The sequence below is a fragment of the Flavobacterium sp. RHBU_24 genome, assembly GCF_046613695.1.
Lineage (GTDB): Bacteria > Bacteroidota > Bacteroidia > Flavobacteriales > Flavobacteriaceae > Flavobacterium.
In genome coordinates this window covers 415,259-439,295 of the sequence record NZ_JBKJHD010000001.1, presented here as the reverse complement: position 1 = coordinate 439,295, position 24,037 = coordinate 415,259, and the positions used below count along the sequence as shown (strand labels likewise).

At 43.1% G+C, this 24,037-nt stretch carries 25 protein-coding genes; 9 read left to right on the top strand and 16 right to left on the bottom strand.

From position 1 onward, the window contains the following. Positions 1 to 50 precede the first annotated feature (50 nt). From ACLI09_RS02080 to ACLI09_RS02025, 12 genes are all read right to left on the bottom strand, one after another. On the bottom strand, positions 51 to 872 hold the full coding sequence (locus ACLI09_RS02080; RefSeq protein WP_411417922.1) for a DUF4249 domain-containing protein: 822 nt from the start codon (positions 870 to 872) through the stop codon (positions 51 to 53). Between the two features lie 11 nt (positions 873 to 883). After that, entirely contained in the window at positions 884 to 3,511 is a 2,628-nt protein-coding gene (locus ACLI09_RS02075; RefSeq protein ID WP_411417921.1) for a carboxypeptidase-like regulatory domain-containing protein, read from the bottom strand. A gap of 99 nt (positions 3,512 to 3,610) precedes the next feature. Next, entirely contained in the window at positions 3,611 to 4,447 is an 837-nt protein-coding gene (locus tag ACLI09_RS02070; protein WP_411417920.1) for a FecR family protein, read from the bottom strand. A gap of 12 nt (positions 4,448 to 4,459) precedes the next feature. Further along, positions 4,460 to 4,669: a hypothetical protein gene (locus ACLI09_RS02065; RefSeq protein ID WP_411417919.1), complete on the bottom strand. Its 210-nt coding sequence runs from the start codon at positions 4,667 to 4,669 to the stop codon at positions 4,460 to 4,462. Positions 4,670 to 4,726: 57 nt separating this feature from the next. After that, on the bottom strand, positions 4,727 to 5,236 hold the full coding sequence (locus tag ACLI09_RS02060) for an RNA polymerase sigma factor (RefSeq protein ID WP_411417918.1): 510 nt from the start codon (positions 5,234 to 5,236) through the stop codon (positions 4,727 to 4,729). Positions 5,237 to 5,601: 365 nt separating this feature from the next. Beyond that, a complete protein-coding gene (locus ACLI09_RS02055; RefSeq protein WP_411417917.1) occupies positions 5,602 to 6,462 on the bottom strand; it encodes an SDR family oxidoreductase in 861 nt (286 codons plus the stop codon). 77 nt (positions 6,463 to 6,539) lie between these two features. Beyond that, positions 6,540 to 7,109, bottom strand: a complete 570-nt coding sequence (locus ACLI09_RS02050) for a Crp/Fnr family transcriptional regulator (RefSeq protein WP_411417916.1) — start codon at positions 7,107 to 7,109, stop codon at positions 6,540 to 6,542. A 108-nt stretch (positions 7,110 to 7,217) separates the two neighbouring features. Beyond that, positions 7,218 to 8,045 (bottom strand): NAD-dependent epimerase/dehydratase family protein, encoded by an 828-nt coding sequence (locus ACLI09_RS02045; protein ID WP_411417915.1) that lies wholly within the window; start codon positions 8,043 to 8,045, stop codon positions 7,218 to 7,220. Between the two features lie 64 nt (positions 8,046 to 8,109). Continuing rightward, a complete protein-coding gene (locus tag ACLI09_RS02040) occupies positions 8,110 to 8,964 on the bottom strand; it encodes a helix-turn-helix domain-containing protein (RefSeq protein ID WP_411417914.1) in 855 nt (284 codons plus the stop codon). A gap of 92 nt (positions 8,965 to 9,056) precedes the next feature. Further along, the gene (locus tag ACLI09_RS02035; RefSeq protein WP_411417913.1) at positions 9,057 to 9,965 is read right to left on the bottom strand and encodes a helix-turn-helix domain-containing protein; all 909 of its coding nucleotides are present in this window, start codon (positions 9,963 to 9,965) and stop codon (positions 9,057 to 9,059) included. Positions 9,966 to 10,255: 290 nt separating this feature from the next. After that, positions 10,256 to 10,618: a hypothetical protein gene (locus tag ACLI09_RS02030; RefSeq protein ID WP_411417912.1), complete on the bottom strand. Its 363-nt coding sequence runs from the start codon at positions 10,616 to 10,618 to the stop codon at positions 10,256 to 10,258. Between the two features lie 76 nt (positions 10,619 to 10,694). Next, complete coding sequence (locus ACLI09_RS02025) at positions 10,695 to 11,621, bottom strand: SDR family oxidoreductase (RefSeq protein ID WP_411417911.1); 927 nt, start codon at positions 11,619 to 11,621, stop codon at positions 10,695 to 10,697. Between the two features lie 838 nt (positions 11,622 to 12,459). Between ACLI09_RS02025 and ACLI09_RS02020 the strand changes: the two genes are divergently transcribed. Continuing rightward, positions 12,460 to 12,705: an alpha/beta hydrolase gene (locus ACLI09_RS02020; protein WP_411418007.1), complete on the top strand. Its 246-nt coding sequence runs from the start codon at positions 12,460 to 12,462 to the stop codon at positions 12,703 to 12,705. 79 nt (positions 12,706 to 12,784) lie between these two features. Here the strand turns inward: ACLI09_RS02020 and ACLI09_RS02015 are convergent, their stop codons facing one another. After that, positions 12,785 to 13,699 (bottom strand): helix-turn-helix domain-containing protein, encoded by a 915-nt coding sequence (locus tag ACLI09_RS02015; RefSeq protein ID WP_411417910.1) that lies wholly within the window; start codon positions 13,697 to 13,699, stop codon positions 12,785 to 12,787. A 207-nt stretch (positions 13,700 to 13,906) separates the two neighbouring features. Here ACLI09_RS02015 and ACLI09_RS02010 point away from each other — a divergent pair, with 207 nt between their 5' ends. From ACLI09_RS02010 to ACLI09_RS01985, 6 genes are all read left to right on the top strand, one after another. After that, positions 13,907 to 15,103 carry an MFS transporter gene (locus ACLI09_RS02010; protein ID WP_411417909.1) on the top strand — a complete coding sequence of 399 codons (1,197 nt, stop codon included), beginning with the start codon at positions 13,907 to 13,909 and terminating at the stop codon, positions 15,101 to 15,103. Between the two features lie 104 nt (positions 15,104 to 15,207). After that, positions 15,208 to 16,032, top strand: a complete 825-nt coding sequence (locus ACLI09_RS02005) for an oxidoreductase (protein WP_411417908.1) — start codon at positions 15,208 to 15,210, stop codon at positions 16,030 to 16,032. 45 nt (positions 16,033 to 16,077) lie between these two features. Beyond that, entirely contained in the window at positions 16,078 to 16,809 is a 732-nt protein-coding gene (locus ACLI09_RS02000; RefSeq protein WP_411417907.1) for a hypothetical protein, read from the top strand. Positions 16,810 to 16,842: 33 nt separating this feature from the next. Then, entirely contained in the window at positions 16,843 to 17,682 is an 840-nt protein-coding gene (locus ACLI09_RS01995; RefSeq protein WP_411417906.1) for an alpha/beta fold hydrolase, read from the top strand. Positions 17,683 to 17,727: 45 nt separating this feature from the next. Further along, positions 17,728 to 18,624 (top strand): helix-turn-helix domain-containing protein, encoded by an 897-nt coding sequence (locus ACLI09_RS01990; protein ID WP_411417905.1) that lies wholly within the window; start codon positions 17,728 to 17,730, stop codon positions 18,622 to 18,624. Between the two features lie 144 nt (positions 18,625 to 18,768). Next, a complete protein-coding gene (locus tag ACLI09_RS01985) occupies positions 18,769 to 19,587 on the top strand; it encodes an SDR family NAD(P)-dependent oxidoreductase (RefSeq protein WP_411417904.1) in 819 nt (272 codons plus the stop codon). Between the two features lie 234 nt (positions 19,588 to 19,821). On the opposite strand, the gene ACLI09_RS01980 is transcribed toward ACLI09_RS01985, so the two are convergent. The 3 genes from ACLI09_RS01980 to ACLI09_RS01970 all read right to left on the bottom strand — a co-directional run bounded on the left by ACLI09_RS01980 (position 19,822) and on the right by ACLI09_RS01970 (position 22,550). Beyond that, entirely contained in the window at positions 19,822 to 20,682 is an 861-nt protein-coding gene (locus tag ACLI09_RS01980; RefSeq protein WP_411417903.1) for an MBL fold metallo-hydrolase, read from the bottom strand. A gap of 37 nt (positions 20,683 to 20,719) precedes the next feature. Beyond that, on the bottom strand, positions 20,720 to 21,541 hold the full coding sequence (locus ACLI09_RS01975) for a helix-turn-helix domain-containing protein (RefSeq protein ID WP_411417902.1): 822 nt from the start codon (positions 21,539 to 21,541) through the stop codon (positions 20,720 to 20,722). Positions 21,542 to 21,716: 175 nt separating this feature from the next. Beyond that, on the bottom strand, positions 21,717 to 22,550 hold the full coding sequence (locus tag ACLI09_RS01970) for an AraC family transcriptional regulator (protein WP_411417901.1): 834 nt from the start codon (positions 22,548 to 22,550) through the stop codon (positions 21,717 to 21,719). An 83-nt stretch (positions 22,551 to 22,633) separates the two neighbouring features. Here ACLI09_RS01970 and ACLI09_RS01965 point away from each other — a divergent pair, with 83 nt between their 5' ends. After that, positions 22,634 to 23,032 carry a DoxX family membrane protein gene (locus ACLI09_RS01965; protein WP_411417900.1) on the top strand — a complete coding sequence of 133 codons (399 nt, stop codon included), beginning with the start codon at positions 22,634 to 22,636 and terminating at the stop codon, positions 23,030 to 23,032. Positions 23,033 to 23,034: 2 nt separating this feature from the next. Continuing rightward, entirely contained in the window at positions 23,035 to 23,979 is a 945-nt protein-coding gene (locus tag ACLI09_RS01960; RefSeq protein WP_411417899.1) for a polysaccharide deacetylase family protein, read from the top strand. Positions 23,980 to 24,037: the final 58 nt, after the last annotated feature.

Below are 24,037 nucleotides of genomic sequence, written 5' to 3'. Positions count from 1 at the left end.
AATTAGCCGCAATCCTTTATGTAATCTGGTTTTTTAGACTTGGAAGATATTTATTCAACAACATACTCTATATAGTCTGTTTCGCATAGCCTGAAGTATCCCAGGGCAGGGCTGCCGTTGTTGTCCTGGTTAAGTATGTTGCCTTTAATATTAGCCGGCGGCGTGCTAAACGGGTCAGAGTCTGCCGCGCTAAGTATCAGGTTCATATAATTGTAAAACTGATACGAAATACCCCTTACGGTAATTTGAAGCGCATCTCCTGGTTTTAAATCTTCATGGGAAAAATCAGATTTTATTGCATTGCCGTCAGAAAGTTCATCGCCGTTAAGGTCATATTCCGTATAGGGCAGCACAGGTGTTATAAAACTGGATAAATAATAGTTTGTTATGTTAGCGGGATCGTTAAAATAGATTGAAACTTCAGTCTCATCGCCAGAAAACCCACCATTACTGATTTGATCTGTGTGGTCTATTTCTGCAACAGGCATAAGGGTTTCCGTGGCAGTATACACCTGCCCGTCGGCGGCTACATGCAGTGTGTAGGTTTCGTTAAGCGCCGGTACAAAGCTTGTGCAGGTGTATATTCCCGGTGCCGTTTCTTCAAAAGCAAACTGTGTACCTGAACTGTTTGATATATTTACCAGGGCACCCGATACTTTAGGGGTTTCAGGGTTATAGTAAGCTGTCATGCGGCTTATTTTTATGGTTTGCACAGCCCCGTCAGTGCCTTTTTGCCATAGTATTTCGGCATCTACCAACAGTTTTGCCTCTCCGGTATCAAGGTCGGCCTGGATAACGTCTTCGCACGAAGACAGGCTAATGCACACCATTATCAATACAATAAAATGATTATATAAGCTTACATTCTTCATTTTCAATGAGATTAAAATTTAAAGTTGTATGAAACACTGGGTATTATACCAAAAATAGACAGGCGGGTGGCCTCGTTTGCGCCGGAATCTTCATTTGCACCAAACGTTATGGATGCAGCGTTTTTGCGGCCGTAAGCATTGTAAATGCTGAATACCCATTCGCCTTGCCAGCTTTTTTTCTTATTGGGCTTTGGGGTGTAGGTAGCGGCCAGGTCAAGGTGGTGGTAGGCCGGCAGGCGGTCTTTATTGCGCTCTGAATAATTGGGCACCTTTATGCCGCCAAAATCAAAATAACCGTTAGGGAAGGTAACCGGGCGGCCGGACTGCAACGTAAAATTTGCGTTGAACGACCATTTTGGGCTAAAGGCATAGCTGCCCGTAATATTCAGGTTGTGCAGCTTGTCATAAGCCGAAAGGTACCAGCCGCCGTTGGCTACGCCGGGCTCTTCGGGTGTCCTGCCCACGGTTTTTTGCTCTGCCCTGCTAAGGGTATATGATACCCATCCGGTAAAGGGGCCGGTGTTTTTGCGAAACAGCACCTCGAGCCCGTAAGAGCGTGCCTTACCGTTCAGGAGTACGGTTTCAATTTGTTCATTGGCAAAAATATCGGCACCGTCTACATAGTCTATCCGGTTTTTAATGTTTTTGTAAAATACTTCCGTTTCAAGCGAATACTCTTTGTTTTTAAAGTTCCTGAAATACCCCAGGGCATACTGGTCCAGCAGCTGAGGCTTTATATAAGGCCCGCTGGGTGTCCAGATGTTTAGTGGCAGCGGAGATTGCGTATTTGCAATAATGTGCAGGTACTGTGCCATGCGGTTGTAGCTGGCCTTAAACGACTGGTCTTCGTTAAGCGTATACGATAGCGCGGCACGTGGCTCGAAGTTGCTAAAGCTGGCTATTTTATCACCGCGGCCGTAACTAATAGTGCCTATAGGGTCAGCTTCTTCATATATGCCAAGCGTGGGGTTGTAAAGTACAGGGTTATTATTTTGATACATATTAACCTCCTCCTGGCCAAAGCGGTAAAACATGCTATAGCGCACGCCATAGCGCAGGTTCAGCTTATCGGTAATTTTTTGTTCAATATCCAGGTAGGCCGATGGCTCCAGGGCATGCTTTTTCTGGAACTGCTGGTAGTTAAACTGCGAATCTTCACTTAGAGGAGTCAGCGTGCCGGGGTTAAAATCATAATAAGAAGTTTCCAGGCCATAATTAAAGCTGAAATTTTCGCCCACTTTGTGCTGCCAATCATACTTTAAGCCATAGGTAGCAATGCCGCTGTCCCAGTCAAGCCCTTCAGAACCAACGCTTACCTTAAACTTGTAGTCGCTGTAAAACACCATGAGTGCGGTTTGCAGGTTGTCTGAAAAAGTATGTTTCCACTTCAGGTTTGCCATGGTATTGCCGTAGCTGCTGGAAAAGTTGTTGCCTATATCAAACTTATCCCTGCCAAGGTAGCCTGAAAAATGGAGGCTGTTGTTTTCGTTAACCTTTTGGTTAAAACGGGCATTAACATCATAAAACATGGCCGAGTTGCTGTTGTCTGCCAACTTAAGGAACAGGTGGGCATAAGAGGTGCGCCCCGCAACCATAAACGAGCTCTTGTCGCGCTGTACCGGCCCTTCAATTAATAACTTACTCGATATAACACCTATGCCGCCGTTAAACCTGAGGCTATCGGTACTACCGGGCTGCTGGTGCACATCTAATATTGATGATACCCTACCGCCAAATTTAGAGGGTATGCCGCCTTTGTACAGGTCAAGGTTTTTAACGGCATCGGCATTAAAAACCGAAAAGAAGCCAAACATGTGCGAATCACTTAAAATAGGGGCATCGTCTAACAGTACCAGGTTTTGGTCTGCCGCCCCGCCACGCACGTTTATGCCCGATGAAAGCTCGCCCGCATTGGTAACCCCGGGCAGCGTCATGAGGGATTTCAATAAATCAGGTTCGCCCATGGCTACCGGTATTTTCTTAACCTCAGCGGAAGTAAGGCTGTTAACGCTCATTTGCGGCTTTCGTATGTTTACAGCCTTATTGTCCTGGCTTATAACAATCTCGTCAAGCGTTTCGGCATCTTCCTGCATGCCAATATTTATGCTGGTATTTTTAGACAGGCTTACCTTCTGGCTGGTTTTTGCAAGCCCAATATAACTGGTTTCAAGCGTGTAATCACCTTGTGGAAGGGTTACCGAGAATTTACCGTTTTCATCGGTAGCGACCCATGAACCCGTTTCTACTATGTGGATGCTGGCGGCCACCACGGTTTCCTGCTTATCATCGGTAACAGTGCCTGAAAGAATATAGGATCCCAACTTTTTTGATCCCGGAGCCGGCGTTGGTACACGTTTTACCGTGATGTTATTCCCTGTAATAGCGAAGCTATAGGGCAGGTTTTTTCCCAGCACATCGAGCACCTGCTTAATGGTTGCACCTTTAAGGGCAATATTTTCGCCGGCGTATTTCTGGGTAAGGTCTATCTGGTCTGTAAAGGCAAACTTCAAATCGGTTTGCTGCTCTATTTTGCCAAAGATCTGTTTTAAAGTGGCCCCTTTTGTGAGCGTAAGGTTTACCTGCTGCCCAAAAAGGCAGAGGCTGAATAGTAAAAAGCATGCTGAAAATAAATGCTTCATAAATTTTTGTACTTTTGAAATAGGTTAAGAGGGTTTTCGAGGCTCTGTTTAATCCGGAAAGGATGTTTAGTTTCGCGGCTATGGCATCCTTTTGCATTTTTACTGCAGGGTTATTTTCTTCACTTTCTCATCTATTGTGGGTTTTAGTTCATACATCTGGGCAATTATGCCCACTACATTTTCAAGGTTCTCCTTTTTATTAAGCCGCAGGGTGATTTTTTTTTCAAGGTATTCTGCGGGTATTTCTACACTATAGCCGTATGTGGTTTTTATGTAAGCTATTATTGTGCTGAGTTCTGTATTGTCAAAATCACTAAAACGGTTAAACGCTTCTACTGCCACCCGGCCGTCTTTATACACAAACTGCTCCCCGGGTGATAGTATCCAGCTGCTTTGGGTATCTTTTACATTCATTTGTACGCGGCCTTCATACAGGTTCACCCGCACGCTGTTGTGGCCGGCGCTGCTCACGGTAAAGCAGGTGCCCAGCACCGTCGTAGTGGTTTTGCCGCAGGCCACGCTAAAGGGGTGCTGTTTGTCTTTCTGCACGCTGAAAAAGGCTTCCCCGGATAACGTTACCTTGCGGTTGTGCTTAAAATTCTCGGCATAGCGAATCTCGGCATGGGGCTCAAGCTCTACCACAGAGCTGTCTGGCAACATGACCTTTTTGATTATAGCCGACGGGTTTTCTATTATGGTGTAAGCCTGTGCGCTGTTGCTATTGCCCGTGCTGCTAAGTGTAAAATAAGCGGCTATACTTAATGACAGGACAATTAACGCCGCTGCCGAATACACCCAAGCCCTGCGTTTTTTCTTTATCGGGAAAGCTTCCCTGGCAAATTCCTGCCACAGGGCTTCCTTTTTGCCTTGCGGCTGTTCAGTTACCGGGGCGTTCCAGGCTTCCTGCATTTTCTTTTCAATGTCTTTTTCGTCCATGGTATGAATTTTTTAAAGTTTTTGGCAATCAAAGCCTTCCTTCTTAAAAAAGGCACAGGCTATATCGGCAATATCGCGGTTAATTTGTATGTGGCAGTTCTGAACAGGCCCCTGCGGGTGGAAATAAATCACTCCGTCTGATATGCGCTGGCGCAAAACGTGCAGCAGGTAGTCTGCCTGTTGCTGCGTAGTAACGCTGGTTTTAAATACTGCAAGCCCCATAATAAAATGCTGTTTTGGGGTATAACAAATGGCAAAAGAAAAGTTCCTAATGAAAGGCTAACTTTTTTTAATAAATTTTGTAGCGAGGTAAATGTGGTTTGCTATCGTTTTCTCTGAAAGGTTAGTAATTTCAGCTATTTCACGATAAGAATAGTTGTCCAGCTTGTGAAGGGTAAATATTTTGCGCTGCTGCTCCGGCAGCTGGTCCAGCAGCTGATTTAACCTGAGCCTCTGGGTTTCAAAATCGTATTGGGTGTCTTCTTCTGCAGGAAACTGGAATTTATGCGGGTCGAGGGGTATAACCTTATTTTCGCGGTTAAGGTAGTTTATAATCAGGTTTTTGCAAATAACAAAAAGCTGCTTGTCAAACAACACATCTTCTTTTAGCAAGTTGCGCTGTTTGTACAGGTGCAGGAAGGTTTCCTGAACCAGGTCCTGCGGTGTAAGGAACTTAAAATCAAACTTTTTAGCAACTTGTACAAGCTGGTCAAAGTAGGCCATATACACCTCTTTGTACGCTTTCTGGTCGCCTTGCTTAAGTTTTTTAATAAGGTTATTGTTTACCATGAATTTGTTTCAGCGTATGAATATAACTCGTTTTTTAACATTATAGTATTGACAAATTTCAACTATGACTTAGTGCTTTCATCATGAAAGATAATTTTGTTTTTAAATATGCAAGCCCCATAAGCAAGTGCTGTTTTTGGTATAACAAATGGCAAAAAAAAAGTTCCTAATGAAAAGCTAACTTTTTTTAATAAATTTTGTAGCGAGGTAGAAGTGGATGGCTATCGTTTTATCTGTTGGCAGCTGAACCTATCTTCCGTCGCCGGGCCAATAAAAATACATCCTATGCAATACGCCGGATGCAGCAAACAAAAAACTGGGGTAGTATTCTCATCCTACCCCAGTTCCTATTCAATCTGTGCTGGTTACAATAGTTCACCCATCCCGAATACCGTCAATCCTTTGGCAAACTGTTCGGCTACAGCCTGGTTGGCCGCTTCAATGTATTGGCCGGTTATGGGGTCAACCACGGTGCGTAAAGGCCTGGAGCCTTTCGGAGTGTCAATCAGTTTTACAATTGCGTCGGCAACATCCTGTGGGTTGGGGTTTTTAGCCTGCATCTCCCCGCCCAAGGCGGCCATCATTTTGTTGGTCATATCGGCAATGGCACCGTACCCTTCAAATACCCCCTGGTCGGATGCGGGGTTGTTCTTTTGCTGCATTTCGGTAGGGAAAGCGCCCGGCTCGACAAGAGCCACATCAATGCCTAAACGCTTTACCTCATAATGAAGGCCCTCGCTTATGCCTTCCAGCGCAAATTTTGAAGCCGCATAAATAGTAGCAAACGGGAACGATACCCGCCCGAAGCCGCTGGTTATGTTAATAATCAGCCCATCAGCCTGCTTGCGCATAGCCGGCAGTACCTCTTTGGTCAGTCGCCAGGGAGCATACACGTTGATATCAAAAGTGGTGTGCACATCGGCGGTGGTAAAGCTTTCTGCCACCCCGGTCATGGCATAACCGGCGTTGTTTACCAGCACATCGATACGGCCTTCTTTCGCCAAAATGGTTTCAACAGCCTGCTTCACGCTATCATCATCAGTTAGGGTAACGTCCAAAACGGTTATGTTTTCAAATGCCTCAAGGGCTTGGGCTTTATCGGCGTTACGCTCTTGTGTATCACGCATGGTGGCGTATACGGTATGCCCTAAGGCGGCCACGCTCTGGGCGGTAAGCCACCCAAAACCACTATTTGTTCCGGTTATCAGTACAATCTTTTTGCTCATCTTTTTATATTTTAAATGAATAAGCAAATGTTCAAAATAGTAAGGGAAAAGCATTTACCATTTGGTAAAAAAACACGCTAACGGATATTACGGCGTATGCGGCTTAGCGATTGCTGGGTGATGCCCAGGTAGGAGGCTACATACGAAAGCGGGATGCGGTTGATGAGGTTAGGAAAGCCTTCTATGAACGACAGATAACGTGTGGTGGCATCTTCCGACACCAGCGGGCTGCGCCGTTCCATGGCAAGGGTAAGGCATTTTTTTACCATGTTGGCCTTCATCATATCCCAGCCCACAATGGTATTGGATATCTCATCCCATCCTTTTTTGTTAAAAACAAGCACTTTGCAGTCAGTAACGGCCTGTACATATTCCGAAGCTATAATCTGCGATTCAAATTTTTCATGATCGGATACAAAATTACCTTCATCCACAAAATAATTGGTAACCTCTTCACCCTTATTGTTATAATAACAAAAGCGGAACACGCCTTCCAAAACGAAACCCACATAGCGGGGCACCTTCCCGGCTTCCGACAGGTAGTCGTCTTTTTTGAATTCGAGCATTTCAACCTTACTCAGCAAAAATTCAATCTGCTGCTTGTTCAGGTCGCCAAATTGCAGGATAAGATTTATCAGTGCTTCCATTACGTAAAGATAATGCACAGCGCAAAACACTTATTTACCATATGGTAAAAAAAATGAAGCTGACGAACAAGCCCCTGAGATATTTCAGGGGCTGTAAGATTGTTTTTGTCAGAGAAGTTTTTCCTGTACGGCCTGGTGTACGGTTCGTACCGATGCCTGAAAGCCCAAACTGCGGGCCAGGGATGCATCGGCATGCAGGTACCATGGGTTGACAAGCGGTTCTACTGATGGGCTCATAGGCTCGCCAACGAGCTGTAACAGTTCATATAATGTCGTTGGGGCTTCATCTGCGATATTGACCACCCGGCCATCCATAATTCCCTGCAAAGCCATCTCAATGGCTGTGTATATATCACGATGGTGGATGGTGCTCATGCGCATTGCCGGATGAAAGTTAGCAGCAATTACATGTTTAGGCAATTCCTCCAAGTGGCCGTCACCATCCCCGTAAACAAACGGGAAGCGAAGAATCGACCAGTTCAGCCCGCTTTCACATAGCTCCTTTTCAGCAGCTACTTTACTGGCCGGATAGGCATGCTGCGGGTTAAGCGCATCATCCTCCCGGCCGGGGTGTGTATTGTTTTTGTCATACACATGGCTGGTGCTTGCAAAAATGAAGCGGGCATCAGGGGCATTGCTTTTTACGGCATGAATAAGGTTGCGTGTACCCTCCAGGTTACTTTTCCAGATCAGGTCTGTGTCCGGCGAACGGAACACGGCTGCCAGGTGAATGACTGCCTTTACATCTTTCACTGCTGCCACCAAAGATGCCGCATCGAACAAGTCGCCCTCTATAGCTGTTACTCCGGAAGCGACCTCTTTACCACGTACCAGTGCAGCACAATTATATCCTGCTTCAACAAGGCGGGGCAAAAGCCTCGAGCCAACTAAACCGGTTGCACCGGTTACCAATATTTTACCAAATTGTCTGTCCATAAATATATTATTTTTAGACAAAGGTGAGGGTAATGCGATAATTAGGGTCGGACAAAAACCGCTTTTACAAGGACAAATCCTGATAAAAGCCGGCCACTGTTTTGCCTGTTACTTTTTTAAACAGGCGCGAAAAATACCCGGGGTCGTTAAAGCCAAGCTCAAAGGCCAGTTCCTTTACCGATGTAGTTTGGTTATGATATATTCTACGCCTTGCTTCAATAATTAAACGCTCTGTGATAAATTCTTTAGGTGAAAGGCCCGACTGTTGTTTCACGACCCTGTACAAACAATCGGTACTTACGGCCAGCTTTTCTGCAATCTCTGTTATGGCAGGCTGATCAGTGAGATGGTCTTCTACAAATAGCCTGAACCCTAAAAATGTATCCAGGCTTTCTCTTGCCTGCTTTTTATGCAGTGCAAAATAGGCGGTGTTTATTTCCGTAAGCAGGCTGTTCAGGTACGCCAGGATCAGCTCAGGGTCAGTATCGGCAGTGCGCAGCAGTTCATTTAAGGTTTTGAATATATTCCAAATCCTTACTGCCACATCGGGCAGTAAACTGATTTTTTGCCGGTTCAGGGGGTTAAGCAAAAAGGGGAAGCTTTTCGGCAACCGGGACAGGCACTCATCGTCAAACCCCAATTTATAATAGTCGGCGCCGTGGCCGCTTTTAGCCAATTGCCTGATCTGGTGCGGAAAGGCAAAAAATAGCTCATTTTCACCCACCTCGATTGTTTCTCCATCAATAACCTCATGACTACTTCCGTGCAGCACGAAGAGAAAGAAATAGTAAGGTAGGCGCTGGGCAGAAACGTATTGCACCACCCACTCCGGCGATATACGGCCAAACTCCGGTGTTACGATACGTATGGGAAGGCCTTTGTTCTGGCTCAGGTTTTCGGGAAAAGTGTTTCTGTGCATAACTCCTAATGATCCTTATTAAACGAAGTTAATCAATTCGGCAAGCTTCCCGGTACCTAGATGCCATTTTATTTGAAGGACTCACAAGCATTTTAGTTGAAGGACTGCCGAAAATCTAACGGGCTTTGGTTGGTTTTGCTTTTAAATAACTTATTGAACGATTGTGGATGCTCAAAGCCTAATTGATAGGCAATTTCACCTACCGACAACTCTGTTGTGGATAGTTTGCCTTTTGCCACATCAATCAATTTTTCGTGAATCATTTGTTGCGCGGTCTGTCCGGTAAGCTGTTTAAGCAGGCTGCTTAAATATTTAGAAGATATGTGCAGACTGTCTGCCATGTATTGCACCGTGGGCAATCCCTTAGAAAGTACTTCGCCCTCATTAAGATAAGCTGCCAGAACCTCCTCAAAACGGTTCAGGATATGATTGTTTGTGATTTTCCTTGTGATAAACTGACGCTCGTAAAAACGCTGGGCGTAGTTGAGCAGCGTTTCAAGGTTTGATATAATGATGTCCTGACTAAATTTATCAATGTTAGAATCATACTCAGTTTTAATATTCTTCACCAGGTCATTTATTACTGCCTCTTCCCTATCAGATAAAAACAGGGCTTCGTTGGTGGCGTAACCGAAGTATTCGTACTTTTTTATTTTTTGGGCAAGGCTGGTGTTCCATAAAAAATCGGGATGGATAAACAGCATCCAGCCATCAATATTGCCCGGTACCCCGTTTGCTTCTCCACGCAGCAGCTGTCCGGGAGATAGAAAAGCCATCAGCCCCTCATCAAAATCGTACTGCTGCTGGCCATAATGTAAGCCGTCGCAGCCCCTTTTCATTGATATCACATACATTTCAAAGACAACCGCCTCAATATCGGTATCGTTTCTCAGGCCTTTCAGGTCCAGGATGCTGATAAGAGGATGATGCGGTTTTGGAAGCCCGATCAACTGGTGTATTTGTGATATGGATTTTACCCTGAAGGGAGTTGAATTTGCCATACTGCAAGTCAATTTTAATTTAATAACGAATTTATTTATTCTTGGGCACTACGCAAATGCTCTTTTAGCATTAATTTAGAATGTAATTTTGCAAAATATAACCACCAATTATCCCAATTGGGACACCTAAAATGGCATTGATAAGAGCCGTTCGCGCTTTTCTAGGGAATGCTTTTCTAATCTGTAGTACAAATAAAATCCTACAGGTGGCAATGCATTTGACAATACCGTTAAACCCATTGGTAACTTGTCGTTGTTTTGAATTGTATTCATCTTATTTATTGTAAATGTTATTTAATAGTTACCCACAGTTCTTCAACGTCAAAGCGTATATGCGACACTTTGGTTTTGGGTGGCAAATCGACAGCTGTCCTGCTGCTGTCATTAATGACTTTGGTGTGCTTAAGCAATTCTTCCAGGTTGCTCTTATCATCCTTTGTCCATTTGCCTTTACCATAATCAAAAATTTTTTTATGCACTATCCTTAACCCATTTAGGGAATCTGTAAAAGCAGTTGCGTATGTGGGCCTGTAAGAGCTATCCAACAGCAAGGTGATGGTATTGCCCGTTTTATTACTTATGTAAACGGTTTTCCTGGAACTACAGGATGAAAGCAAAACCACAACAATCAATACAGCGCCAATTAGTTTCATTTGCCTTATTTTTTGATTCAAATTGTTGAAAATTTTAAATATCTTTTGCGCAGATAGGGGACTGAAAAGGCAGCCATTAAAATGTAACTCCGGCTAACTCCTGGGATATTTCCCATAGCCTGAAAGAAACAGCCAAATCCTGTGCTTGTACGGGTATTTTCGCGATTGATGGAAATCCACGGGTCTCGCTCAATTTATTTGGGCCGTAATACACACCTCCTATAGCGTGCGGAGAGGTGGCTGCATATAATGTTGGCAAGGCTCCCTGTGCGGGCGGCTGGAATAAAAACGGAAGAAACGTCCTCATTATTCCCGGTCCACTCCATCTGCCTGCCCCGGTAATAAGCAAATTCGTCCTGGAAACACCGGGGTGGGCAGCTATACTTATAATGCCCCAACCGTGCTTTTCACTTTGCCTTTGTAGTTCTAAAGCAAACATTAGGTTGGCAAGTTTTGACTGGCTGTAGGCTTTCGTTGGATTATAAGAAGATTTTGACTGAAGGTCATCAAAATTGATTTCCCCCGCACGATTTGCTACACTTGATACGGTAACCACACGGGCACCCGGTGATTTACGTAATAATGGAAGAAGCTGCGCCGTCAATGCAAAGTGGCCGATATGATTTGTGCCGAATTGCAACTCAAAGCCATCGGCAGTTTCGAGCCGTTTTGGTGGTGTCATTACACCGGCATTATTTATTAATAGATTAATGGCCTGCCCTTTTGAATTCATTCGCGAAGCAAAGGCCTTGATCGAGGATAGATCTGCAAGGTCTATTTTTTCAAAGCTAACTTTAGCCTTAGGGTTAATCTGATGAATCCTGGCAATTGACTCAGCCCCTTTGTGAGCGTCACGCCCCATCATTACCACATTCCATCCTGATGATGATAATGCTACTGCATCTTCATATCCTACACCTTCTGTACTACCTGTAATTACGGCTAAACCACTTTTTCTTTGAGGTATATCAGATGCTTTCCAATTTTTAATTTCGTTTTGCATGATACATGTTTTTGTTATTGCAAAGTTCAGAATCAGCGCGCGAGCAGGTATAGCCAAAAGGCACAATATTGTAGTGGAAAGGCAGGTATGCCATCCTGCTTATCAAAATAATAGACCCTATAGGTTAACAATCTTGATTAACAGCATTTTAACCCCTAATTTGTGGCAAAATTTTTGTGCGTTTTTGAAATTTTGTGTATCTGAAAAAAATAAAAAACCCGCAAAAAGTTGATTTTGCGGGTTTTACGAATATTTTTGAAAATTTTGCTTTGTTTTGAAAAGCTAAAAAAAAAATCGTTTCAGCAGAGAGGAAGGGATTTGAACTTTCCTCTGTAAACCCCCATTATTGCTGGATTCTTATTTCATAGTTTCTAAAATGCCACAATTTTGCCACACATTTTTTTACCTGTTTTTGGCAATTTTGTTAGAGCAATTTTTGTGTTGCAGAAGGAAGGGATTCGAACCTAATCAAATTTCACCCACAAACGCTGGCTTTCAAAATGTCAATCTTCCTTTGTGCCACAATTTTGCCACAAAATCATTTTAAACTACTTAATGGCATATAGCAGAGGAGAAGAGATTCGAACCGGCCCTCATAAACCTTTAGAAAGACTTGTTTTTTTCCTTTACAACACTTTGATTGCCACAAAATTGCCACAGTAGTTAATACTGACTAAATAACGAGATATTCGATTAAGCAAAGATATGAAAAACTGGAGTCTATTTGATATAAGGAATTAATTTAAGCCCTTAGGCCGCAATATAAAACCGGTAACTGTAAAGCTACCTGTTATACTATGAGTAATAATTACAAAAATTTTAGGCTACTTATTATAGCCTGTGCCGCCGCTGGTTAACCGGGCAGATTATAGGACACTGGTACAAAATTGCCGAAAATGATGTATTGCCCGATGAAGGCGAAGCCTATGCCCGCAAGCTTGACCAGGCGGGCGTGCCCGTTACCGTTATACGCTACATTGGCCTTGTACGCGACTATGGCCTGCTAGCCCCTAGAGCAAGCGTACCTCCAGTTCAAACAGCAGTACGACAGGCAGCGGCGGTAATAAAAAACACGCTAAAGTAATTAAGTAACAGTAGGCAACAGCCAAAACATAAATGATAGGCCACAACAGCTTTTCTCTTTTTTGGTATATGTACCCTTATTAAACCTGTGCGCCATACCGCTGTTTGTACTGTACCGGTGTGTGGCCCACTATTTTTTTAAAGAGCCTTGTAAAATATGATGGTGTTTCAAAACCCAGGTCGTAGGCTATTTGCGCCACGTTATTATCGCTGCTCAGCAGCAGGTTTTTCGCTTCTTTTATCAGGTAGATGTGTATGTGGTCCAGCGCGGTTTTACCGGTTTCCTGCTTTAGCACGTCGCTCAGGTAGCGGGGCGATATATTTAGTTTATCGGCCAGGTAGTTTACCGTGGGCAGGCCTTTGCTCTGGTGCAACATGGTTTCAAAATAGCTTCCCAGTAAATCCTGAAACTTTTTTAACGTTGTACCCGATACATTGGTACTCCGGTTAATGAACTGCCTTTTATAGTAACGATCAGAATATTTAAGTATAGAGTCTATATGGCTCAAAATAATATCGCGGCTCAGTTCGTCCTGGTGGTTTTCATATTCGGCTCGGGTTTTATAATACAAATCCCATATCACGGTTTCTTCCTGTGGTGAGAGGTGTAGTGCCTCATTAATTTCATATTCAAAGTAGCCATACTTTTTAATCAGCTCGTACAGGTGGTGGCCGGACAGATAGTCCTCATGAAAAAACAGCACAAAGCCTTTCTCGGCAAATTTCACATTGCTTACCTCTATAATCTGCCTTGGTTTTATAAACACCATAGAACCATTATCATTATCATACTTAGTCTTACCATACAGCATATAACCGTCCATAATCTTCTTTAGGGCTATCATATAAAAATCGCCGGTAAACCTTGATTGCCCTACAGAATAGGTCATAAGTTCTTCACAGGTCATCATGCTAATATGCGGGTGCAGGGGCGGTTCAAAACCGCTTTTTTCATGCAGCTCACTAATACTATTGTAATGGGCTATTTTTTCCATAGCTATAAGTTTTAGAGGTGGTAAAAATATGTTTTCTGGTTAGGAAATTTAACACAAATCATTTACAACTGCAACAACCTATATAAAATACGCTGATTTTATCCGTATCGTTGTTTTGTATCATTCTTCCCTACAAATGAACAATTTTGCCGGCGATGGCATGAGTAATTTTTATGTAATAAATAAGCATGACTAATTCCTGTTATCATGAAACGTCAAAACCTCAAATTCCTGCGCATTAGCAGCCTGTTGGCTTTTATCCTCATACCGCTGGGCGGCCTCACCACCGATATCTATATACCCTCACTACCAGCAATGGCGCAGCAGCTTAGTGTGTCGGTAGAGTCGGTACAGCTATCGTTACTTATTTTTATGATCAGTTCCGGCCTTAGCCAATTATTTATTGGCAGCATACTCGACAGCTTTGGCAGGTATAAAATTAATATTGCTGCCCTGGTCTTGTTTTCCTTATCAAGTTTTATCATCGCCATGGTGCCTGACATATACCTGATTTATGTCATGCGTGTGGTACAGGGCATAACCGTATCGCTTATAATAGTGGGTAAACGTGCCTTTTTTGTAGACATGTATACCGGTCAGGCGCTAAAAAACTATACCAGCCTTTTCTCTATAGTATGGGCAACCGCGCCCATAGTAGCGCCATTTATAGGAGGCTACCTTCAGCAACTGTTTGGGTGGGAATCTAACTTTTACCTGCTTGGTATTTTAACCGCTATAGTGCTGTTTTTTGAACTGAAGTATACGGGAGAATCGTTAAAGAAATTCCAACCGTTTAATTGGGCAAACATATCAAAGGTTTATAAGACAATGCTTACCACACCCGATTTTAGCCTTGGCCTGTTTATTATAGGGCTAACCTATTCGCTTCTGGTAGTATACGGCATGGTAAGCCCCTTTATTATAGAAAAGGTGTACGGCTACTCATCGGTTGAAACCGGGTACAGCTCATTGCTCTCAGGCGTATCACTCATGAGCGGCGGTTTAATAAGCAAATCGTTGTTAAACAAACCACTCTTTACAAAACTGAATACCGCAATTGTAATTCAGTTTATAGTTGCCATAGCCATGTGGCTTACATCTACATCTGCAACAAGCATTTGGGTACTAATAGGCTTTACCGTACCTATTCACCTCATGTCGGGTTTTATTTTTAATAATGTTTATGCTTACAGCCTACAGCGTTTTACAAGCAATGCCGGTACAGCAAGCGGACTTACAGGAGGCGGTATTTATGTAATTAGTTCTGTAGTGGGCTATGGGCTCATAAATACCCTGAGCATTAAATCTGTTCACACATTATCTGCTGTAAATCTTGGCATTGTGGTGACATTACTACTAATAATAGTAGCTTTTAAACACTATGCAAAAGCCAGGACAGCCTAAACGTTGTTTTGTGCTATTACTCCCTACAAATGAACTATCCTTTCCACTATTCACGGTCTAACTTTGCTATATCAAAAAACAATAACCATTAAAGAAATATAATCATGTCTAAAACAATTTTTATTACCGGAGCATCAAGAGGATTTGGAAAACTATGGGCCGAAGCTTTTTTAAAACGCGGCGACAAAGTAGCTGCCACTGCCCGAAATACGGCCGACCTTGCCGATCTTGTGGCAACGTATGGTAATAACATTTTACCCGTAAAACTTGATGTTACAAAACGTGAAAGTGTAAATGAAGCTGTAGCTGATATTGTTAAGCATTTTGGCGGAATTGATGTGCTGATTAACAACGCGGGCTACGGTTTGTTTGGCACTGTAGAAGAAACTACAGAAGAACAGGCCAGGGCGCAAATGGAAACCAACTTCTTTGGCCTGCTGTGGGTAACACAAGCGGTACTGCCGGTAATGAGGGCACAAAAAAGCGGCCACATTATTCAGGTTTCAAGCTTTTTAGGCCTTACCACACTGCCTATGCTGGGACTTTATAACGCGTCAAAATTTGCCGTAGAGGGGCTTAGCGAAACCATTGCTACCGAAGTAGCACACCTGGGCATTAAGGTTACACTTATAGAGCCTAACGGCTACGCTACCGACTGGGCCGGGGCATCGGCAAACCAAACCGATAATGCTATTGCCGACTACAACCCTGTTCGCGAGGCATTTGCCACCTCTGGCGAAAACCCAGATACCTGGGGCAAACCCGAAGCCACAGTAAGCATAGTACTTGACCTTGCAGACAATGCTAACCCGCCGCAAAGGTTACTTTTTGGCCGCATAGCCTATAACGTAGTAAAAAAGGTTTATACCGAAAGGCTAAACAACATAGAAGCCTGGAAAGAAGTAAGCATAGCCGCCCACGGCCATTAATCTGCATCATTTAACCATTATATCAACATTAAAAAATATTTAACCATGACAACTTCAACCCAACAATTAGTAAACAAAGTTATTGCCGCCCACGGAGGTGCCAACGCGGCCAATTTTAAAACCGTAAAAATACACACCAATATAGGTGGTGTAGTATGGCCCATAAAAGGACACAACGGCGCCCTTGCCGATGTAGAGTTTACCGGCTCGCTGACCGAGCAGAAAAGCAGCTGGAAAAACCTTTTTCAACCGGGGTATACTTCAACATTTGAGCCCGGTAAAGTACAACTGATAGATGAAACCGGTAAAGTACTTGAAGAACTTGTAAACCCTCGCGAATCGTTTAAAGGCCATACCGTAGAAACCCCATGGACAAGAGCACAGCTGGTTTATTTTTCGAGCTATGCCACATGGAACTATGCTACCGCTCCTTTTAACTTTCTGGTACCGGGCGTAGAAATAAACAAGCTGGAACCGTGGAATGAAAAGGGTGAAACACTTACCAGGCTTGAAGTTATTTATCCCGATGGTTTTGCCACACACAGCAAACGCCAGGTATTTTACTTTGATGAAACCGGCCTGCTAAAACGCCATGACTATTGGCCTGTGGTTTTGGGTGGCTCATCTGCAACGCAGATAATAGAAGGTTACAAAGAGTTTCAGGGTGTAAAAACCGGTACTAGAAGAAACATTTACATCCTTAACGATGCCGATAACAGCTACCAGACAGACCCCGTGCTGGTATCTATAGACATACTTGACGTAAGCTTCGAATAATTTAAATCATTACCAACACAAAACAATAAACAGATGAGCACTATACTAAATGCCCTATCGGCACCCACACAATACATAAACGTAAACGGTACTAACTACGCCTACCGCAGGTTTGGTAAGCCGTCATACATTCCCCTCGTAGGTTTCCAGCATTTTACAGGTACGCTTGATAATTGGGATCCCGTAATTCTTGACGGCCTGGCACAGGAACGCGAAATATTGATTTTTGACAATGCCGGCGTAGGAAACAGCACCGGAGAAACACCTGATAACGTGGCCGATATGGCACACGACGCGGTAGATTTTTTAAAAGCACTGGGCATAACTAAAATTGATGTACTTGGCTTCTCACTTGGCGGGTTCATTGCACAGTATCTGGCAGATAAATATGCTGACCTTATCCGAAAAATTATAATTGTCGGCGCTGCACCACAGGGCGTAAAAGTGCTGGAAGGTTTTAATAACCTAATAGGCAAAGCCATGCAAAAAGACCCTGCAGAACGCTTTTTATACATTTTTTTTACCGCTACTGATGCAAGCCGCGCCAAAGGCAAAGAAACCCTGCAAAGGTTATTTACCAGGACAGAAGACCGCGACCGCGAAACGGCACAAGAGAGCATATTGGCACAAATGACAGCCATTACCCGCTGGGGATCTGACCCGGTAACCATAGACCTTAAAACCATACAGCACCCGGTATTAATAGTACAGGGCAGTAACGACGAGATGATGGATAGCGACAATTCATATTCACTGTTTAAGCAATTGCCAAATGCTTTGCTAAGCTATTACCCTGATTCGGCACATGGCTCATTTTACCAGTATCCTGAAGTGTTTGTAAGTGAGGCGAACCACTTTTTAAAAACATTTTAATCCATAGCATTCCCGCTCAAATAAAAGTTCAATATACTTTTTAAAATGAAACATTATAAAACACTTAGTGAAATGCACCGGGACAATGGCTGGCCACCACCGGAGAACCCTTTACTGGGTATCATAGGCTGTCAGTCTGACTGCCCACTGGGAGATCGGGAATTTACAGCCGACTGTTACATGATTGGCTTTAAAAAGCTGAAGTCAGGCGTTATACTCTATGGCCGTACAAGCTATGACCATAGTAACGGTACCATGATGTTTGTAAAACCGCGCCAGATTATCGAAATGAAAAACCTGGAGCTGGAGGAAGATGGTTTTATGCTGCTTATTCATGAAGATTATTTAAACGGCCATGAACTGCACAACAGCATACAGAAATATGGCTATTTTGAATATGAGGTTAACGAATCACTGCACCTGTCACCCACCGAAGAAGAAACTTTAAGAAGCCTGTACGAAAAAATTACACGGGAATATTATAACAATACCGACGAGTACAGCCGCGAAATTATTCTGAGTCACATTGACTCTATGCTTACCTACGCCCAGCGTTTTTTTAAAAGGCAGTTTATAAACCGTACTGATCTTTCGGGCAAAACAATCACTAAATTTAATGACGCCCTTAAAAAGTATATGGACAGCGATTTGCCTAAAGAGCAGGGGTTGCCGTCTGTAAACCAGCTGGCGGAAGGGTTAAACATATCGTCGCGCTACCTGAGCGACCTGCTAAAACAGGAAACAGGAAAAACCGCTATAGAGCATATACATATTTATTTGGTAACAATTGCTAAGAATATGCTTTTGGCAAGTGGCAATAATGTTAGTGAAATTGCCTATTTACTGGGCTTTGAAAACAGCTCTTACTTTACACGCCTGTTTAAAAAACAAGTAGGGTTAAACCCTCTTGAGTTTAAAAAAAGTAAAACGGGGCTGGCATAACCATTACGTGCAGGTTTAATCTTTTCACAATTAAAAACAGGATACGTAATTCTGTGCTATTTCTTCCTACAAACAGACAATTCTACCGCATTTATCCGCAATAGATTTGCATATATAAATCACAAATTAAAAAAATATATTATCATGAAAACAATTTTTATTACAGGGGCATCAAGAGGATTTGGAAAACTTTGGGTAGAAGCCCTTTTAAAACGCGGCGATAATGTAGCCGCCACTTCCAGGACTATTGAGGCTTATAAGGAATTAACCGCACAGTATCCTGCGCAATTCCTGCCCATTCAGTTAGACATTACCGATAAGAAAGCGGTAACTGAGGCTGTAAACAAAGCCTACAATCATTTCGGCACCCTGGATGTGGTTATTAATAACGCCGGTTATGGCTTGTTTGGTGCTATTGAAGAAGCCGGAGAACAGGAAACCAAAGATATTTTTGAAGCCAATGTTTTTGGTACGCTTTGGGTAACACAAGCCGCGTTGCCTATATTCCGTGCGCAGAAAAGCGGCCATATTATTCAGCTATCGAGCGTACTTGGGGTTTGGACGCTGCCAACCCTTGGCATTTACAATGCAACAAAATTTGCGGTTGAAGGCTTAAGCGAAGCACTTGCCAGCGAGGTTAAAGAATTTGGTATTAATGTTACGCTAATAGAACCAAATGGCTACACTACTGATTTTGGAGGTACGTCTGCCGTGCAAAGTGCAGCGATACCTGCTTACAACAATGTTAAGGCAGGCTTAGGTGATACGGAGGGATTGCTACCGGAAGATTATGGCAAACCTGAGGCTACGGTACCGGCTATACTTAAGCTGATAGATAGTAGTGAACCGCCGCTACGCCTTTTCCTTGGTAAACTGGGCTACACTAAAACTAAACGTGTATATGCTGAAAAACTTGCAACATGGGAATCATGGGAAGATATTGCGGTTGCGGCGCATGGATAATGATAAATAAAATGGCGTTGTTGTCTTTCAATGGCGCCATTTGTTTTGAGGTCATTGCCTGAACAAATGCAGAACTTTTGAAGAGGATTTAGAGCGTTTATTCTTGTTATTTTAGCAATTAGCCAAATACTTACTGATAGGAAGTTCTAAAATTTAAGTAATAAAAAAGAAGTAAGGATACGCCGAAAGCTGCACATGGGCAGCTTTACAGAACGTGGCTTCAGGGCGTCCGTACTAAGACTGTCCGAACCATTGTTTGGAAATAAGTGTGTAATGATCATTTTCATTCTTCACATACGTAATGCATGGAAATTCAAAATGTGCGCCAGCCAAAAGTAATTTTTCATCAGCCGCCTTTTTTAAGAGTCCTCTTCGGGTTGCTACACCCAACTCGTAATCTACATCCGTGGCGAAGCCCACTTCTGGATACTTAGCCTGAACCGCTGGTATTCCCAATACATCTGCGCAGAACAAAACCTTTTCATCACCAGTTTCCAGTAAAAAGCCGGTCTGTCCGGGAGTATGCCCCGGAAGTGGAACTTCACTGATTCCAGGGAGGATTTCTCCTTTAGTACCTAAAACATCATAAGGTGCTAAGTATTCCTTGGCATCCTGGCCATTCTGACGGTCCTGGTCATTCAGGTTCTCATTTTCAAGCCAAAACTTTCTTTCCGCATCGGAAACCCATACTTTAGCATTTGGGAAATTTTTCGTTCCCTCTTTGTCAATAAGACCGTAAAAATGGTCGCCGTGCAGGTGTGTTAGCAATACATAGCCTATATCCTCAGGTGTGAGGCCAATATGTTGCAGGCTTTCCCTGAAATTACCTTTAATCGCAGGAGCTAATTTATCTCCGACACCCGTATCAATCAAAACTGGTGCGTGGTTTTCTGACTCAATAACATAAACATTGGTAATCAGGGTCGGGATTTCAGGGCGCAGCGCAGCGCCAAGGATCGAGGCTGCATCGCCATCCACATGAGTAAGGTATTCAGATCCAATCTGAAAGTGGCCGTCGTTAAGTACGGTAATTCTTTTATCACCAATTTTCCATTGTAAGATGCCAGGGAATATCTGGCTTGTTTTTGATTCCATAGTATAATTAATTAAAATTTATAACGCAGTGTCGCAACTAATTGAGGGTAGTGTCACTTCCATAAATTTGGATGGGAGAAACACCATATTGCTTTTTAAAAGTGTGGGAAAAGTGAGAGAGGCTTTCAAATCCAAGGTCCTGATAAACATCGGATGCCGACTTTCCTTCTGTCAGTAGATTGTAGGCCGATTCCAGCCTTCGTTTAAGGAGCCATCGCGCGGGAGTTTCATGAAATTTCTGAAAAAAATCGCGCTTGAAGGCGGAAAGGCTTCTTCCGGTCAGATAGGCAAAGCAATTGAGAGACACGTTAAACCTGTAATTTCCTTCCATGAAATTTTCAAGGTCTGCTTTCACTGGTAATGAGAAATCAAATAATATATTTCTTAGATTTTCATCATACTTAAGCAAGAGGATAAGAGCTTCCTGTTGCTTGATGTGCATAAGTTGGGGGCTCATCTCATTAAAGGTTTCCTCATACTCGGTAAGTGCGCGCATAAAAGTTGCAAGCACGCTGGACTTTTCTATTGGCTTTATGCCATCTTTTCCGTGATGTTTTTTTTCTGAAGCTTTACTGTTATTCTCCCTGCTGAATTGGAAAAGGGTCTGCTCATCAAAAAAAATTGTCAACGACTTAAAATCTTTCTCCGACTGATTAAGCTTACGATATTTCAGTAGCTGGTTTTTAGCGCAGAAAAAGATATCCCCGGATGAAAAAATTACTTTTCCATATCCATTATCCAATTCATATGAGCCCTTTATCACGATCGTCAGACTATGATCCTGAACAGACTGCTCCCCATCCCTTTTTCTGGAAACCTCGCAGGAGTAACTTATCACCGGGGTATTTCCTCGTGCCATCAAATTTGTCTTTAAATTATTTCTATTGCAAAGTTCAACATTTAAAGCATTGCATGTTTGCTTAAAAAGTCCAAAATAAACTTGCTTAAAAAGTTCATTATATGACTAATTACGGACTGGAAGATAGTAAGTCATTACCATGCGGGACATATAAGCCCTGTAGCATGACTTGCTTTTACTGCTCCCCGGTAATTTTTTTCCTGAACTCTGACGGACTCATGCCCTTATACCGGTAAAAAATTTTGTTGAGGTGGCTTGTATCCGAGAGGCCAAATTCTGCGGCGATTTCCCCCAACCGTATCCCGGTGTGCTTCAACCGTGCCTCGATAAGTTTTACACGGTACTGATCGATATAGTTGCGCAGCGGTTCATTGGTTTGCTTACGGAAAAGCTCCCCAAGATATGATGGGGAAACATTAAATGCTGCAGCGAAGTTTTCTGCCTTCAAAAGTTCAGGGCTGTAGATATTCCGGTGGATGTACCCTTGTAAGGAAATGGGGTAAGGCAGCGGTATTCTTGAAGCTGTTTCCTTGAGGCTGATATTACGCGCTGCTATGGTTATAAAAGTATTTACCAGTTGCTGGATAACTTCATCACGGTAAAAACTTTCTTCTTCCTGCTCTCTAAGCATGGCTTCAGCTAAAGCACGTATTAGTGCTTTATCAGGAATGTTTTTCAGTATGCAGCCGGGCATATGGTCATGGTTATGAAATATATACTCCAGCTTTTTGAGCCACTCGGAAGATTGTAGGCTTAAATAACTTTCGTTAAACCGCAACGAAAAGAAATGTGTGGTTTCTGAAATCTCAAATCCATGGGTATCCTTAGGAAAAATAAGGAAGAGCTTATCTTCTCTGTAAGGCAGGCGGTTCGAATTAATGATCTGCACACCGGTACCTGATAAAACAAACAGCATCTCGAAATACGTCCCCGTATGCTCTTTAGCCTCATACTGGTCCGCTTTGGTACTCTCTACCTCAAATGCCCTGTGTAATGTTTTTACTTTCATCCTTTATTTATACAAATATAACATTAATATGTACAAAATTTAAACCGATTAATTTTAGAATTTTGCTTATAAATTTTATTGAAATGAATACAACCGTTTATTTTTTACTCCGATTAGGTGCAGGCGTTAGTTTTTTTGGCCATGGGCTTGTGCGCCTGCCAAAGCTCGCAGGCTTCGCAGACTGGATGTCCCATAGCTTTCAGGAGGCGATGCTACCTGGTTTTATAGTAACACCTTTTGCCTACAGCCTGCCACTGGTAGAATTCTTCGTTGGCTTGCTTTTGCTGTTTGGTTTGTTTACAAAATTTGCCTTAAAAGCAGGTGCGTCCATAATGCTACTACTGATCTTCGGTACGTGCCTGATTGAAAATTGGGAGGCCATCCCGTCACAGCTGCTGCATCTTGCTTTTTGTGCGGTGCTATTACAATTTATTGACAGTAATAATAATGCTGTTGATACCATAATGAACAAAAAACAATAGTCATGGAAAACAGAAGAACATTTATTAAGCAGGCCGGCGCACTCGGAGCGCTGAGCCTGCTCCCATCATCGCCTCTGTTCGCTGAAGATGCGGAAGTCCAAATACAACCTGAAAAAACCAAATGGCCTGACGGCTCCCGACTGGTTGTTTCCGTCTCCATGCAATTTGAAGCAGGTGGCCAGCCTGACAATGCTGAAAGCCCGTTTCCCCAAAACATGGATAAAGGTTATAAAGACCTTCCTGCTGAGACCTGGTATCAGTACGGCTATAAAGAAGGAATACCAAGAATGCTTGATAACTGGGATAAGCTGGGTATAAAAGTCACATCGCATATGGTTGGCTCCGCAGTAGTAAAGAATCCGGCATTGGCAAAAGAAATCGTTCAAAGGGGCCATGAGGCAGCGGCGCATGGAATGAATTGGAGCAAGCAATACAACTTAAGCTATGAGGAAGAAAAAGCCTTTATACAACAAGGTGCAGATGCTATTAAAAATGCCACAGGGTTCACACCAGTAGGTTACAATGCCAATTGGCTCAGACGGGGCGAGAACACACTTAAAATATTGCAGGAACTTGGTTTTACTTACCACATAGACGACCTAAGCCGCGACGAGCCCTTTCTAATTAAAGTCAATAATAACGATTTTGCTGTGGTGCCCTACACCCTGCGCAACAACGACATACTGTTAATTGAAGGCAAGAATTTCTCTACTGACCAGTTCTTTCGCCAGGTTAAAGCGGACTTCGATCAGCTTTACGAGGAAAGCGCCCGCAAAAAACGACAGCTGTCTATAAGTTTTCATGACCGTATTGGTGGAACGCCACAAATGGTAAACACTGCATATGAACTAATGCGATATATTCAGCAACATAAAGGCGTGAGCTTCAAAAGAAAAGATGAAATTGCGCGTATGACCCTAAACGATCCGAACAGCATAAGGGAGTAAGCTATGATAGGAAGAGGAATCGTATTATTACCTGAGTAAACATTACGATTCCTTACCT

What these genes read in the sequence shown, in the direction of transcription:
- ACLI09_RS02080 (WP_411417922.1), bottom strand. Translation starts at nt 872, where the DNA reads ATGAAGAATGTAAGCTTATATAATCATTTTATTGTATTGATAATGGTG.
- ACLI09_RS02075 (WP_411417921.1), bottom strand. Translation starts at nt 3,511, where the DNA reads ATGAAGCATTTATTTTCAGCATGCTTTTTACTATTCAGCCTCTGCCTT.
- ACLI09_RS02070 (WP_411417920.1), bottom strand. Translation starts at nt 4,447, where the DNA reads ATGGACGAAAAAGACATTGAAAAGAAAATGCAGGAAGCCTGGAACGCC.
- ACLI09_RS02065 (WP_411417919.1), bottom strand. Translation starts at nt 4,669, where the DNA reads ATGGGGCTTGCAGTATTTAAAACCAGCGTTACTACGCAGCAACAGGCA.
- ACLI09_RS02060 (WP_411417918.1), bottom strand. Translation starts at nt 5,236, where the DNA reads ATGGTAAACAATAACCTTATTAAAAAACTTAAGCAAGGCGACCAGAAA.
- ACLI09_RS02055 (WP_411417917.1), bottom strand. Translation starts at nt 6,462, where the DNA reads ATGAGCAAAAAGATTGTACTGATAACCGGAACAAATAGTGGTTTTGGG.
- ACLI09_RS02050 (WP_411417916.1), bottom strand. Translation starts at nt 7,109, where the DNA reads ATGGAAGCACTGATAAATCTTATCCTGCAATTTGGCGACCTGAACAAG.
- ACLI09_RS02045 (WP_411417915.1), bottom strand. Translation starts at nt 8,045, where the DNA reads ATGGACAGACAATTTGGTAAAATATTGGTAACCGGTGCAACCGGTTTA.
- ACLI09_RS02040 (WP_411417914.1), bottom strand. Translation starts at nt 8,964, where the DNA reads ATGCACAGAAACACTTTTCCCGAAAACCTGAGCCAGAACAAAGGCCTT.
- ACLI09_RS02035 (WP_411417913.1), bottom strand. Translation starts at nt 9,965, where the DNA reads ATGGCAAATTCAACTCCCTTCAGGGTAAAATCCATATCACAAATACAC.
- ACLI09_RS02030 (WP_411417912.1), bottom strand. Translation starts at nt 10,618, where the DNA reads ATGAAACTAATTGGCGCTGTATTGATTGTTGTGGTTTTGCTTTCATCC.
- ACLI09_RS02025 (WP_411417911.1), bottom strand. Translation starts at nt 11,621, where the DNA reads ATGCAAAACGAAATTAAAAATTGGAAAGCATCTGATATACCTCAAAGA.
- ACLI09_RS02015 (WP_411417910.1), bottom strand. Translation starts at nt 13,699, where the DNA reads ATGGAAAAAATAGCCCATTACAATAGTATTAGTGAGCTGCATGAAAAA.
- ACLI09_RS02010 (WP_411417909.1), top strand. Translation starts at nt 13,907, where the DNA reads ATGAAACGTCAAAACCTCAAATTCCTGCGCATTAGCAGCCTGTTGGCT.
- ACLI09_RS02005 (WP_411417908.1), top strand. Translation starts at nt 15,208, where the DNA reads ATGTCTAAAACAATTTTTATTACCGGAGCATCAAGAGGATTTGGAAAA.
- ACLI09_RS02000 (WP_411417907.1), top strand. Translation starts at nt 16,078, where the DNA reads ATGACAACTTCAACCCAACAATTAGTAAACAAAGTTATTGCCGCCCAC.
- ACLI09_RS01995 (WP_411417906.1), top strand. Translation starts at nt 16,843, where the DNA reads ATGAGCACTATACTAAATGCCCTATCGGCACCCACACAATACATAAAC.
- ACLI09_RS01990 (WP_411417905.1), top strand. Translation starts at nt 17,728, where the DNA reads ATGAAACATTATAAAACACTTAGTGAAATGCACCGGGACAATGGCTGG.
- ACLI09_RS01985 (WP_411417904.1), top strand. Translation starts at nt 18,769, where the DNA reads ATGAAAACAATTTTTATTACAGGGGCATCAAGAGGATTTGGAAAACTT.
- ACLI09_RS01980 (WP_411417903.1), bottom strand. Translation starts at nt 20,682, where the DNA reads ATGGAATCAAAAACAAGCCAGATATTCCCTGGCATCTTACAATGGAAA.
- ACLI09_RS01975 (WP_411417902.1), bottom strand. Translation starts at nt 21,541, where the DNA reads ATGGCACGAGGAAATACCCCGGTGATAAGTTACTCCTGCGAGGTTTCC.
- ACLI09_RS01970 (WP_411417901.1), bottom strand. Translation starts at nt 22,550, where the DNA reads ATGAAAGTAAAAACATTACACAGGGCATTTGAGGTAGAGAGTACCAAA.
- ACLI09_RS01965 (WP_411417900.1), top strand. Translation starts at nt 22,634, where the DNA reads ATGAATACAACCGTTTATTTTTTACTCCGATTAGGTGCAGGCGTTAGT.
- ACLI09_RS01960 (WP_411417899.1), top strand. Translation starts at nt 23,035, where the DNA reads ATGGAAAACAGAAGAACATTTATTAAGCAGGCCGGCGCACTCGGAGCG.